Source organism: Comamonas sp. FG99 (assembly GCF_057808605.1).
The window spans coordinates 22,440-35,486 of the sequence record NZ_JBMDII010000016.1; the positions used below are offsets into that span (position 1 = coordinate 22,440).

Sequence of the window (13,047 nt, forward strand, 5' to 3'; positions counted from 1 at the left end):
CATGTCGCGCTCACCCATGCACGCGACACAAGTGGGCCACAGGCCACTTAATAGATATATTGAATGTACTCATAATTTATAATAAATGCAAACGGACTCCACCCTCTTTCGGAGTCCGCCGCACACTTGCAGGAACAATTTGTCGCCAGTTGTTCTACAGCAGCTGTCCCAGGACAAAAGGTAATATGCCACCGGATTTGTAGTATTCGACTTCGATTGGTGTATCAATACGCAACATCAACGAAGCTTCTGCACGCGAACCGTCGGCACGGCGCACGATGAGCTTGGCCTGGCTGCGCGGCGTGAGCGCGGCATCGGGGATGACATCGATCTCCTCGTCGCCGCGCAGCCCCAGGCTCTCCCAGCTCTCGCCTTCGGCGAACTGCAGCGGCAGCACGCCCATGCCCACCAGGTTGGAGCGGTGGATGCGCTCGAAGCTGCGCGCCACCACGGCCTTGATGCCCAGCAGCTGCGTGCCCTTCGCCGCCCAGTCGCGGCTTGAACCGGTGCCGTATTCCTCGCCCGCGAAGACAACCGTCGGCGTCTTGGCCGCCTGGTAGCGCATCGCCGCGTCGTAGATGAAGAGCTTCCTGCCGGCATCGTCGCCCGGGTTCTGGTAGATGGTGTATCCGCCCTCCTCGCGCGAGCCGTCGTCCTTGGCGGGCAGCATGAGGTTCTTGATGCGGACGTTGGCAAAGGTGCCGCGCATCATGATCTCGTGGTTGCCGCGGCGCGAGCCGTAGCTGTTGAAGTCCGGCTTCATCACGCCGTGGGCCAGCAGCCACTGGCCGGCCGGAGAGTTCTCCTTGATCGAGCCGGCGGGCGAGATGTGGTCGGTGGTGATGGAGTCGCCGAACAGCGCCATCACCCGCGCGCCATGCACCGCATGGCCCGCGGGCGCGGCCTCCTTGGCCGCGCTCGCGGCCGGCAGCGCAAAGCCTTCGAAGAAGGGCGGCTCGGCGATGTAGGTGCTCTGCGGCCAGGTGTAGACCAGGCCTTCAACGCCCTTGATCTTGTCCCACAGCGCGCCGGGCTTGGTCGTGACCTTGTCGTAGTTCTCGCGGAAGGCCTTGCCGTTCATCGCATAGCGCATCAGCGCATAGATCTCGTCGCTGGTGGGCCAGATGTCGCCCAGGTAGACGTCCTTGCCCTTCTTGCCCTTGCCCACCGGCTGGGTCATCAGATCGGTGAGCACCGTGCCGGCGATCGCATAGGCCACCACCAGCGGCGGGCTGGCCAGGAAGTTGGCCTTGATGTTCGGGTGGATGCGGGCCTCGAAGTTGCGGTTGCCCGACAGCACCGCCGCACACACCAGGTCGTTGCTGCTGATGGCCTCGTTGATCTCGGGCGTGAGGTCGCCGGCATTGCCGATGCAGGTGGTGCAGCCGTAGCCGGCCACGTCGAAGCCGAGCTTTTCCAGGTAGGGCAGCAGCCCGGTTTCCTGCAGGTACTGGGTGACGATGCGCGAGCCCGGCGCCAGCGAGGTCTTGATGTGCGGCTGCACCCGCAGCCCAGCCTCGACCGCCTTTTTCGCCAGCAGCCCCGCCGCCAGCAGCACGCCGGGGTTGGAGGTATTGGTGCAGCTGGTGATGGCGGCGATCAGCACGTCGCCATGGCCGATGGCCACGCCCGAGGGCTTGGCCGGCTCGGGCTCGGGCACCGCGGTGGCCACAACCTGCTCGGGCTTGTTGGCTACCATCTCCACCGTCGAGCGGCCGGCGTCGCCAGGCACCGCGGCCAGCACCGGCGCCACTTCGACCTCGTCGGCGCTGGCCGCCAGCGGCACGCGCCGCGACAGCTGCTCGGCCGGGAGGTTGAAGCCGTTCTCGGCATTGGGCTTGCTGAACAGCGTGCGGAACTGGCTCGATACGTTGCCGAGCTCGATGCGGTCCTGCGGGCGCTTGGGGCCGGCAAGGCTGGGCGTGACATCGCCCAGGTCCAGGTGCACGGTTTCCGAATAGTCCACCGCGCCGGCCGAGTGGATGCCGAACAGGCCCTGGGCCTTGAAATAGCTCTCGAACGCCTCGCATTCGGACTTCTTGCGGCCGGTGCCGCGGAAGTAGTCCATGGTGCGCTCGTCCACCGGGAAGAAGCCCATGGTCGCGCCGTATTCGGGCGCCATGTTGCTGATGGTGGCGCGGTCGGGCAGCGACAGCGTACGCGCCCCCTCGCCGAAGAATTCCACGAACTTGCCGACCACCTTGTGGCGGCGCAGGATTTCGGTCACCGTCAGCACCAAGTCGGTGGCGGTGACGCCTTCGCGCAGCTGGCCGGTCAGCTCGAAGCCAACCACATCCGGTGTGAGGAAATACACCGGCTGGCCCAGCATCGCCGCCTCGGCTTCGATGCCGCCGACGCCCCAGCCGACCACGCCGATGCCGTTGATCATGGTGGTGTGGCTGTCGGTGCCCACCAGCGTGTCGGGGTAGTAGACATCGGTCTTCTTGTTGCGGTGCACGCCGCGCGCCAGGTATTCAAGGTTGACCTGGTGCACGATGCCGAAGCCCGGCGGCACGACCTTGAAGGTGTCGAAGGCCTGCATGCCCCATTTCATGAACTGGTAGCGCTCCTTGTTGCGCGCGAACTCCAGCCGCATGTTCAGGTCGAGCGCCTTCTTGGTGCCGTAGTAGTCGACCATGATCGAGTGATCGACCACCAGGTCGACCGGCACCAGCGGCTCGATCTTGCGCGGGTTGGCCCCCAGCTTCTCGGCCACGCTGCGCATGGCGGCCAGGTCGGCCAGCAGCGGCACGCCGGTGAAATCCTGCAGCACCACGCGCGAGACCACGAAGGGGATTTCCTCGACCCGCGGCGCATTGGGCTGCCAGTTGGCCAGCTGCTCCACGTGCTCGGGCAGCACGCGCTGGCCGTCGCAATTGCGCAGCACCGATTCGAGCACGATCCGCAGCGACACCGGCATGCGCTGGATATTGGGGTATTGCTTGGCCAGTTCGGGCAGCGAATGGAGCTGCCCCTTGTTCTTCTTGCCCGAGCCGATGGCAAAGGATTTCAATGTGTTTGCAAATGCATCAACGGCCAACGAAGGGGAAGGTGAACTCATGGCGGCTCCTGTTCAAAATACTGACACCGTGGGATAGATCTCCATAGTCTACTCCCGCTGTGTGATCCGAGGATGTCAGCCAGGTACCCATTCGGGGCCGTAGGGGGATTGCGGCACCGCAGCATCGAACAGAACTCACAATGCACACGCAAAATATCCATTGCTTGTGCATATTTTGAAAATACAAATCTATATTTTTTTACATTGCGCCCATTAAAAAACCCGCTCAAGGCGGGTTCTCGGTAATTCTACGTATCAGGCCACGGGATCAATCAAATGGCGAACTGCTCACGATCCTGGTCCTGAATCCATTTAGGCGCCTTGCCGCGGCCAGTCCAGGTGGCGCCGGTGGCGGGGTCGCGGTACTTGGGGGCGACCTTGCTGCCAGTGGAGGATTTACCGCGCGCCGGCGAGAATACGTCTTCCGCCGTCAGGCCATATTGACGCACTATTTCCTGCACCTGCACCACGGCGTCCCTCAGCTCGCGCTTGCGGGCTTCTTCCGCCTGCTGCTGCAAGGCCTTGATCTGTTCGGTAAGCTGTTGGTAGGTAGCAGTCATGGTAATCAACGATAAAAATGGATTCAGTGGCAGAGTATACAGAAAAATCAATATCTGCAACACCATCTGCCGCCCATATTGGCGTATGGGCTACTCCACGCTGTGCTGATCGACATCCAGCCGCGCAATGACTTTATCTATTCTCTTGCCCTCCAGCACCAGCACCTCGAATACCCAGCCCGCGCCATATATCTTCTCGCCCACCACCGGCATATGGCCGGACTCGGCCATCAGCATGCCGGCCAAGGTGTTATAGAGGCCCTTGTCCTCGTCCGGCAGCTCCTTGATTTCCAGCCGCGCCTTGAGCTCGGATACAGGCATCACGCCTTCGAGCAGCCAGGAGCCGTCGTCGTTCTTCTCGGCCCAGGCCTCGCTGGACGCGCCGGGCTTGAGCTCGCCGGTAATGGCTTCCAGTAAATCGCGCGGGGTCATAATGCCTTGGACCACGCCATATTCATCGACCACGCAGACCATGCGCCCGGCGCGGGCGCGAAACTGCTCCAGCAGCTCGAAGCCGCTGAGCGTCTCGGGCACATAGGTGGCGGGCTGCACATGGTCGGCAATGCTCGCCTGCGCGGGATCGGGCACATCCAGCAGCCCGGCCACGCCGATCAGGCCGACCACGTTGTCCAGCGAGTCGCGGCACACCGGATACCAGGAATGGGCGCCCTTGCCGCCCGCGGCCCCCATCTCGCGCAGCGCCTCGGCCACGCTGAGGTCGGCGCTGAGCCATTGCACGTCCACCCGCGGCACCATCATCGAGATCAGCGGGCGGTCGTCGAGGTGGAATACGTTCTGCACCATCTGGTGCTCCTGGCGCTCGATCACGCCGGCATCGCGGCCTTCGTCCAGGCTGGCGACGATCTCGGCCTCGGTGACCGCGCGATTCGATTCGTCCTTGATGCGCAGCAGCCCGAGGATGGCCTGCGTGGAAATCGCCAGCAGCCACACGAACGGCTTGGCCACGCGCGCCACCCAGGCCAGCGGCAAGGCGATAATGCGCGACGACGCCTCGGGGTACATCTGGCCGATGCGCTTGGGCACCAGTTCGCCGAACACGATGGTCACGAAGGTGATCACGGCAATCACCACCGCCGTGGCGCCGATCGAAGCCGCCTGGTTCGGCACGCCCAGTTCCATGAGCCAGGTGGCCAGGCTGTCGCTGAACGCGGCCTCGCCCAGAATGCCGTTGAGCATGCCGATGGATGTGATGCCCACCTGGATGGAGGACAGGAACTGCGTCGGGTTGTCCATCAGCTTCAGGGCGGCGGCAGCACCTTTGTCGCCGCTCTCCGACATGGCCAGCAGGCGGGACTTGCGGCTGGAGGCCAGCGCCAGTTCCGACATGGCGAACACGCCGTTGAGCAGCGTCAAAAATGCAATCAGCAATAAGTCCATCGAAATAAATCAGAGTTTCAGAGCATGTCACTGTACTGTATCGGCGATATCCAAGGCTGCGACGGCGCATTGGAGCGCCTGCTTGGCGCCATAGCTTTTTCACCCAGCCGCGACACGGTGTACCTGCTGGGCGACCTGGTCAACCGCGGCCCGCAATCGGCCAGCACGCTGCGCCGCTGCATGCGGCACGAGGGCAGCATCCGCGTGCTGCTGGGCAACCACGATCTGCACCTGCTGGCCGCTGCCGGCGGGCGGCGCAAATCCTCGCGGCGCGACACCTTGCGCGATGTGCTCGATGCGCCCGACGCCGATGCCATGCTGACCTGGCTGCGGCGCCAGCCGCTGGCGCGCAGCCACACGCTGGCCGGCGAGACGCTGCTGATGGTGCATGCCGGCGTGCATCCGCACTGGAGCGAGGCCGATACGCTGCGCCTGGCGCGCGAGGTGGAGCAGGCGCTGCAGGGCGCGGGGCTGCAGGACTTCCTTCAGGCCATGTATGGCAACGAGCCCGACCAGTGGAGCGAGGCGCTCACTGGCCTGCCGCGGCTGCGCGTGATCACCAATGTGCTGACGCGCATGCGCTTTTGCAGCGCCGACGGGCGCATGGATTTCGACAGTGCCGAGGGCGCCGATGCCGCGCCGCCGGGGCTGATGCCGTGGTTCGAGGTGCCGGGGCGGCGCGCGCAGCATACGGCCATCGCCTTCGGCCACTGGTCCACGCTGGGCCTGCTGAACCGCCCCCGGCTGCTGGGCCTGGATACCGGCTGCGTCTGGGGCGGATGCCTGAGCGCGGTGCGCTTCGGCGCCAGCCTGCAGGAGCGCGAGCTGATCGATGTGCAGTGCGAGCAGGCGCAGGCGCCTGGCGGCTGAATAAAAAAGAGAGCTGCTAGCGCTTTCCAGGCAACGTTTTCAGATACAAAACCATCTGAAAACCAAGCCAGTCAAGCGCGAATAGCTCTCTTTTTATTTAACGATCAGCGTGGCACCGGCTTGAACAGCGCGGCCACCTTGCGGCGCGACTTGATGTTGGCCGAAGCGCCGCGCGCCGGCGCGGGCTTGGCCGTGGCATCCCAGGCCGCGGGCGCGTCAGCCGCGCTGGGCTCGTAGGGCTTGTCGAAGAAGGGATCGCGCGACACCGGCGCGGGGCGGTAGCGCTCGCGCCGGTCGCCGTCGGCCTCGCCGCCGCCGCGGCCCTCGCGCCGGCGCTCGCCGCGGTCACCACGCTCTGCGCGCTCGGTGCGGTGCCCGTCGTTGTGGCGTTCGCGCCGCTCGCCCTCGAGCGCGAAGGGCTCGACCTCGATCTTCTTCTTGATGAGCTTCTCGATGTCGTTCACGTTGCGCGCATCGCTGGAGGTGACCAGCGTGACCGCCAGGCCCGATGCGCCTGCGCGGCCGGTGCGGCCGATGCGGTGCACATAGTCTTCGGCGTTGAAGGGCACGTCGTAGTTGAACACCGCCGGCACGTCCTTGATGTCCAGGCCGCGCGCCGCCACGTCGGTGCACACCAGCAGGTCGACCTCGCCCTGCTTGAAGGCTTCGAGCGCCTTCAGGCGCTCGTCCTGGCTCTTGTCACCGTGCAGGGCCGCGGCGCGCAGGCCGTCGCGCTCCATCGCGCGGGCCAGGCGGGCGCAGCCGAGCTTGCTGTTGACGAAGACGAAGGCCTGGCGGATCTCGCGGTCCTTGAGGATCTTGCGCACCACGCGGCGCTTGTCGTCATCGGTGGCGGCAAAAAAGCGCTGCTCCACCGTGGATGCGGTCTCGTTGGGGCGCGCCACCTCGATGGTCACCGGGTTCTGCAGGTAGCTCGACGCCAGGCGCTTGATCTCGGGCGAGAAGGTGGCGGAGAACAGCAGCGTGGTGCGCTGCTTGGGCAGGTACGACAGGATGCGCTGCAGGTCGGGCAAAAAGCCGATGTCCAGCATGCGGTCGGCCTCGTCCAGCACCACGTATTCGACCTGGTTGAGCACCGCGTTCTTGGCCTCGATGTGGTCCAGCAGCCGGCCGGGCGTGGCCACCAGCACCTCGACGCCTTTTTTCAGCTCGATGGTCTGCGGCTTCATGTCCATGCCGCCGAACACCACCGTGCTGCGCAGCTTGGTGTGCTTGGCGAACTGGGCAATCTGCTGGGCCACCTGGTCGGCGAGCTCGCGCGTGGGCAGCAGCACCAGCGCGCGCACCGGATGGCGGGCGGGCGAGGCGGAGCTGTTCTCGTGCACCATCATGCGCTGCAGCAGCGGCAGCGAGAAAGCCGCCGTCTTGCCGGTGCCGGTCTGCGCCGCACCCATGACGTCCTTGCCGGTGAGCACCACGGGGATGGCCTGCTCCTGGATGGGCGTCATCGAGGTGAAGCCCATCTCGGCAATCGCCCGCATCAGGGGCTCGGCCAGTTGAAGATTTGAAAAAGAACTTGTCATTTGAGCCTGCTATTGTCGCATTTCCCGGATTCGCCCTCGAAATGCAAAAAAACCAGCCCGGCAAGGCTGGTTTTCCCAGGGCCTGGAGCACGCGCTACAGGCTGTTGGTATTGAAGGTGTCACAGGACTGCACGCTGCCGGTCTTGAACCCGGTGGTGAACCAGCGCTGGCGCTGCGCACTGGTGCCGTGGGTGAAGCTGTCGGGCCGCACCGTGCCGGTGGATTCGCGCTGCAGCTTGTCGTCGCCGATCTGCTGGGCGGCGTTCAGCGCCGATTCGAGGTCGCCCTGATCCAGCCAGTGCTTGGCCTGCTGCGACTTGTTGGCCCAGATGCCGGCAAAGCAGTCGGCCTGCAGCTCCAGCCGCACCGACAGCGCGTTCTGCTCGCGCTCGCCGACCCGCCCGCGCATGCTGTCGACCTTGCCCGAGGTGCCGATCAGGTTCTGCACATGGTGGCCGACCTCGTGCGCCACCACGTAGGCGCGGGCGAACTGGCCGGGCGCGCCGAGCTGGCGGCTCATGGTGTCGAAGAAGTCCATGTCCAGGTAGACCTTCTGGTCGCCGGGGCAATAGAACGGGCCCATCGCCGACTGGCCGGTGCCGCAGGCGGTGCGCGTCACGCCGCGGTACAGCACCAGCTTGGGCGGGCGGTACTGCGCGCCGGCCTGGCGGAAGATCTCGCCCCATACGTCCTCGGTCGAGGCCAGCACGGTGGACACGAACTTGGCGCCCTGGTCGTCGGCCGGCGGCTTGTGCGCCGGCGCCTGCTGCTGCACCTGGGGCGAGCCGCCGCCGCTCAGAAAGCCCAGGATGGTCAGCGGATTGACGCCGAACACCGCGCCGCCGATCAGCGCCAGCACGATGGTGCCGATGCCGATGCTGCGCCCGCCAAAGACCGGGCCGCCGCCCCCGCCGTCCCGCCGGTCCTCGACGTTGTCCGATTCCCGATTGCCTTCCCATCTCATGGCGCTACTCCTTCGTTGTGTCCGCGTTGCGTTCGCCGTATTTCACGACACTCAACGCCGCACCGCACGCGATCCGCCACAGGCCGCACAAAGATTTACCTTCTTTTGCAATGATCACCTGCCCTCAGGCCTTGGGCAGGGTCACCCCGACCTGCCCCTGGTACTTGCCGGCGCGGTCGCGGTAGCTGACCTCGCACTCCTCGTCGCTTTCGAAGAACAGCACCTGCGCGCAGCCCTCGCCGGCATAGATGCGCGCGGGCAGCGGCGTGGTGTTGGAGAACTCCAGCGTGACATAGCCCTCCCACTCGGGCTCGAACGGCGTGACGTTGACGATGATGCCGCAGCGCGCATAGGTGCTCTTGCCCAGGCAGACGGTGAGCACGTTGCGCGGAATGCGGAAGTACTCCATGGTGCGGGCCAGCGCAAAGCTGTTGGGCGGGATGATGCAGCTGTCGCCGTCGAAATCGACGAAGCTCTTCTCGTCGAAGTTCTTCGGGTCGACCACGGTGCTGTGGATATTGGTGAACACCTTGAACTCGCGCGCGCAGCGGATGTCGTAGCCGTAGCTGCTGGTGCCGTAGCTGATGATTTTCTTGCCATCGGCCTCGCGCACCTGGCCGGGCTCGAAAGGCTCGATCATGCCGTGCTGCTCGGCCATGCGGCGGATCCACTTGTCGCTCTTGATAGTCATGTCACAACTCCTGCGGCGCGATTGTAGCCGCTGGGGTCGCGCAAATACTATCAAATGAATAGCTTGTGGCGCTTGAAATACTTGCGCCACAAGCTGTTTTCATCAGATTTTCTGGGCAATCACCGTGCGCTCGATCAGGCGGTCGTCGCCCAGCACGATCATGCCGAACAGCAGCTCGTCGAGGTTGCGCGCCTGCTCGGCCTTGCGCGCCAGCAGCGGCGTGGCGCGCGGATCGAGCACCACGAAGTCGGCCTCGCAGCCCGGCTGCAGGTTGCCGATCACCCCGCCCAGCCCCAGCGCGCGCGCCGCGCCCGCGGTGTGCTGCCACCATAGCTGCGCCGGCGTGAGGCTCAGGCCGCGCTTGGTCTGTCCCTCCCGCCCCACGCAGTAGGCCGCCAGCATGGTGCGAAATGGGCTGAAGCTGGTGCCGCCGCCCACGTCGCTCGCCAGGCCGTAGCCATAGCCGGCCTCGTCGGCGCCCAGGTAGTCGAAGAAACCGCTGCCCAGGAACAGGTTGCTGGTGGGGCTGACCGCGGCGGCGGTGCGACGCTCGCGCATCAGCGCGCGGTCGGCGGCGTCGAAGTGGATGCAGTGCGCATACACCGCGCGCTCGCGCATCAGGCCGAAGCCGTCGTACACCGCCAGGTAGCTGCGCGCCGCGGGGTACAGCTCGGCCACCCAGCGCACCTCGTCCAGGTTCTCGGCCACATGCGACTGTATCCACACATCGCCGTAGCGCGCCGCCAGCTCGCCGGCGCCGCGCATCTGCGCATCGCTGCTGGTGGGCGCAAAGCGCGGCGTGATCGCGTAGCCCAGGCGCTCCACGCCATGCCAGCGGCGGATCAGGGCCTCGGTATCGAGCAGGCTCTGCTCGGTGTCGTCGCGCACGCCGTCGGGCGAGTTGCGGTCCTGCAGCACCTTGCCGGTGATCAGCCGCAGCTGGCGCTGCCGCGCCTCGGCGAACAAGGCATCCACCGAGCTGGGGTGCGAGGTGGCGAAGGTGAGCGCGGTGGTCACGCCGTTGCGCAGCAGCTCGTCGACGAAGAAGCGCGCCACCGCGGCCGCATAGCCCTCGTCCACGAAGCGCGACTCGTGCGGGAAGGTGTAGTTCTCCAGCCACGGCAGCAGGCCCGGCGCGGGCGAGCCGATCACATCGGTCTGCGGATAGTGGATGTGCATGTCGACAAAGCCCGGTGCGATGATGCGGCCCGGCAGCTGCGTGAGCCGCACGCCCGGCTGCGCCGCATACTGCGGCGCCAGCGCCTGCCAGCTGCCGGCGGCCACCACGCGCTCGCGGCCGTCCGCGCCCGGCTGCACGGCCAGCAGGCCGTCTTCGTCGTAGAGCGCCCGGCCGTCTTCGGCAAAGCGCAACAGGGAGGATCGGTAGATATGCATGCGGCAAGCTTAATGGAGGCGCCCCGCGCGGCTATACAGGCTTTGCTATAGCCGCCATCCGCGGCACCAGGCCTAGGGTTTCCCCGCAAGCAGCGCCATCGCCGAGACCGCGGCCGGGCGCGCCTAAAAAACAGGCACGGCCCGCAGCGCCAAGGCTGGCGCGGCCTGCGCGAGTTGTCCCAAGGGTTTTCCACAGATCGGCCCACAGTGAACGGGTATAACTTGCGGCGATCTCCTACACTCGGGCTTTTGCCCCGGGGGAGCCAGCCATGCCAGCCTTCGTCGACACCTCGCCGCCCGGCGAATGCATCTTCTGCAAACTCGCCCAGGGCCAGATCCCGTGCGCCAAGGTCCACGAGGACGCGCTCAGCCTCGCCTTCATGGACATCGGCCAGGTCAACCCCGGCCACGTGCTGGTGGCCACCAGGCGCCATGCGGCCACGCTGCTCGACATCACCTCCGAAGAAGCCGCCGCGGTGATGCAGACCGCGCGCCGCGTGGCGCTGGCGGCGCAGGCGGCCTTTGCGCCCGAGGGGCTGAACCTGCTGCAGTTCAACGGCGCGGTCGCCGGGCAGACCGTGGCGCATTTCCACCTGCACGTGCTGCCGCGCCATGCGGGCGACGGCGTGGGCTTCGACTGGCCGCGCAAGGAGCCCGGCATGCAGGCGCTGCAAGGCTACGCGCAGCGCCTGCGCCAGGCGCTGCAGCCCTGAGCGCATTCGCATTCTCTTTATAACCAAATCATCTAAAAAATAGCGAATAATATGCCGTCAAACATAAGGCGGCAGCATGGGTATCGGCCACTACATCAAGGAAATCGGGCGCGGCGCGCGGGGCGCCAAGGCCTTGACGCGCGCGCAGTCGGCCGACCTGCTGGGCCAGGTGCTGGACCAGCAGGCCAGCGACTACGAGGTCGGCGCCTTTTGCATCGCCATGCGCATCAAGGGCGAGACGGCCGAGGAGATGTGCGGCTTCTGGGATGCGGTGCAGCAGCGCATCCGGCGCTTTGCGCGCACCGACGCACCGCTGATCGTCATCCCCAGCTATAACGGCGCGCGCCGCCTGCCCACGCTGACGCCGCTGCTGGCGCTGCTGCTGGCGCGCGAAGGCCTACCGGTGCTGGTGCATGGCATGAGCACCGAGCCCAGCCGGGTCAGCGCCTTCGCGGTGCTGGAGCGGCTGGGCATCGCGCCCAGCCCCGCGCCGCATGCGCTTGCCGACGGCAGCGTGGCCGCCATCCACACCGCCAGCCTGCTGCCGCCGCTGGCGCGCCTGCTGGCGGTACGCCAGGTGATCGGCCTGCGCAACCCCGGCCATAGCGTGGCCAAGCTGCTGCAGCCCTGCGACACGCACAGCATTCTGCTGGGCAGCTACACCCATCCCGAGTACCTGCCGATGCTGCAGGCCACGCTGGGCGCACTGGGGCTCAACGCCCTGCTCTCGCGCGGGCTGGAGGGCGAGGTCTGCGCCGACCCGCGCCGCACGCCGCAGTACGACGGCTTTCTGGCCGGGCAGCAGCGGCAATTGCAGGCCCGCGCCGGCGGCACCGAAGCCGGCGTGCCCGGCCTGCCCGAGCGCAACGATGCGGACACCACCGCGCGCTACACCGAAGACGTGCTCGCGGGCCGCCTGCCGGTGCCCGCGGGGCTGGCGCAGCAGGTGCAGCTCATCGCCGAGCTGGCGAAGAATATGGCACGCAGCTTGCATGCCTCTGCAACCATAACCACACCACCCACCGGAAACTGAGACCATGGCACAGACATTCTTGAGCGCAGGCCGCTGCACGCTGGTAGGCGCCGGCCCGGGCGACCCCGACCTGCTCACGCTGGCCGCGGTGAAGGCCATCCAGCGCGCCACCGTGCTGCTGGTGGACGACCTGGTCGGCGACGCGGTGCTGGCCTATGCCGCGCCTGGCGCCCGCATCGTGCATGTGGGCAAGCGTGGCGGCTGCAAGAGCACGCCACAGGCCTTCATCCAGAAGCTGATGCTGCAGGCCGTGCAGCAGGGCGAGCAGGTGGTGCGCCTCAAGGGGGGCGACCCCTTCATCTTCGGCCGCGGCGGCGAAGAGGTCGAATACCTGCGGGCCCACGGCGTGGAGCCGGTGGTGGTCAATGGCATCACCGCCGGGCTGGCGGGGCTGAGCTCGCTGGGCGCGCCGCTCACCCACCGCGAGCATGCGCATGGCGTGGTGTTCGTCACCGGCCATGCCAAGCCCGGCGATGCCGGCCCCGACTGGGCGCAGCTGGCGCAGGCCGCCAGCGCCGCGCGGCTCACGCTGGTGATCTACATGGGCGTGGGCAGCAGCGAAGCCATCGCCACCGGGCTGCAGACTGCGCTGGCGGCCGATACGCCGGTGGCCATCGTGCAAAACGCCAGCCTGCCGCAGCAGCGCCACGCCATCACCACGCTGGCGCAGCTGCCGCAAACGCTGCGCCGCACGCAACTGGCCAGCCCCAGCGTGATCGTGGTGGGCTCGGTGGTGGACTGCGTGTCGCTGGCGGCGCGGGCCTGCGATGCCCAGGCGGAACAGGCCCGCAAGGCCGGCTAGCCGGCCCGAAAAACCA

The 13,047-nt window shown here is 66.5% G+C and carries 11 protein-coding genes; 4 read left to right on the top strand and 7 right to left on the bottom strand.

Going from position 1 to position 13,047, the window contains the following annotated elements; all coding sequences use genetic code 11:
• Positions 1-154 precede the first annotated feature (154 nt).
• The 3 genes from ACODRX_RS12540 to ACODRX_RS12550 all read right to left on the bottom strand — a co-directional run bounded on the left by ACODRX_RS12540 (position 155) and on the right by ACODRX_RS12550 (position 5,019).
• Positions 155-3,061, bottom strand: a complete 2,907-nt coding sequence (locus ACODRX_RS12540) for an aconitate hydratase (protein ID WP_488871833.1) — start codon at positions 3,059-3,061, stop codon at positions 155-157.
• A 272-nt stretch (positions 3,062-3,333) separates the two neighbouring features.
• Positions 3,334-3,621 (bottom strand): H-NS histone family protein, encoded by a 288-nt coding sequence (locus tag ACODRX_RS12545; RefSeq protein WP_488871926.1) that lies wholly within the window; start codon positions 3,619-3,621, stop codon positions 3,334-3,336.
• A gap of 90 nt (positions 3,622-3,711) precedes the next feature.
• Positions 3,712-5,019 carry a hemolysin family protein gene (locus ACODRX_RS12550; protein WP_488871834.1) on the bottom strand — a complete coding sequence of 436 codons (1,308 nt, stop codon included), beginning with the start codon at positions 5,017-5,019 and terminating at the stop codon, positions 3,712-3,714.
• Between the two features lie 24 nt (positions 5,020-5,043).
• Here ACODRX_RS12550 and ACODRX_RS12555 point away from each other — a divergent pair, with 24 nt between their 5' ends.
• Entirely contained in the window at positions 5,044-5,889 is an 846-nt protein-coding gene (locus ACODRX_RS12555) for a symmetrical bis(5'-nucleosyl)-tetraphosphatase (RefSeq protein ID WP_488871835.1), read from the top strand.
• 104 nt (positions 5,890-5,993) lie between these two features.
• Here ACODRX_RS12555 and ACODRX_RS12560 read toward each other — a convergent pair whose 3' ends face one another.
• The 4 genes from ACODRX_RS12560 to guaD all read right to left on the bottom strand — a co-directional run bounded on the left by ACODRX_RS12560 (position 5,994) and on the right by guaD (position 10,483).
• Positions 5,994-7,433: a DEAD/DEAH box helicase gene (locus tag ACODRX_RS12560; RefSeq protein WP_488871836.1), complete on the bottom strand. Its 1,440-nt coding sequence runs from the start codon at positions 7,431-7,433 to the stop codon at positions 5,994-5,996.
• Between the two features lie 94 nt (positions 7,434-7,527).
• The gene (gene ypfJ, locus ACODRX_RS12565) at positions 7,528-8,397 is read right to left on the bottom strand and encodes a KPN_02809 family neutral zinc metallopeptidase (protein ID WP_488871838.1); all 870 of its coding nucleotides are present in this window, start codon (positions 8,395-8,397) and stop codon (positions 7,528-7,530) included.
• 124 nt (positions 8,398-8,521) lie between these two features.
• Entirely contained in the window at positions 8,522-9,088 is a 567-nt protein-coding gene (gene dcd / locus ACODRX_RS12570) for a dCTP deaminase (RefSeq protein ID WP_488871839.1), read from the bottom strand.
• Between the two features lie 102 nt (positions 9,089-9,190).
• Complete coding sequence (guaD, locus tag ACODRX_RS12575) at positions 9,191-10,483, bottom strand: guanine deaminase (RefSeq protein WP_488871840.1); 1,293 nt, start codon at positions 10,481-10,483, stop codon at positions 9,191-9,193.
• A 269-nt stretch (positions 10,484-10,752) separates the two neighbouring features.
• Here guaD and ACODRX_RS12580 point away from each other — a divergent pair, with 269 nt between their 5' ends.
• The 3 genes from ACODRX_RS12580 (at position 10,753) to cobA (ending at position 13,031) form a co-directional block, all read left to right on the top strand.
• Positions 10,753-11,196, top strand: coding sequence for an HIT family protein (locus ACODRX_RS12580; RefSeq protein WP_488871841.1), 444 nt, complete (start codon positions 10,753-10,755; stop codon positions 11,194-11,196).
• Between the two features lie 76 nt (positions 11,197-11,272).
• Positions 11,273-12,229 carry a DNA-binding protein YbiB gene (gene ybiB, locus ACODRX_RS12585; RefSeq protein ID WP_488871843.1) on the top strand — a complete coding sequence of 319 codons (957 nt, stop codon included), beginning with the start codon at positions 11,273-11,275 and terminating at the stop codon, positions 12,227-12,229.
• Between the two features lie 4 nt (positions 12,230-12,233).
• Positions 12,234-13,031 carry a uroporphyrinogen-III C-methyltransferase gene (gene cobA / locus ACODRX_RS12590; protein WP_488871844.1) on the top strand — a complete coding sequence of 266 codons (798 nt, stop codon included), beginning with the start codon at positions 12,234-12,236 and terminating at the stop codon, positions 13,029-13,031.
• The last annotated feature ends 16 nt before the right edge of the window (positions 13,032-13,047 follow it).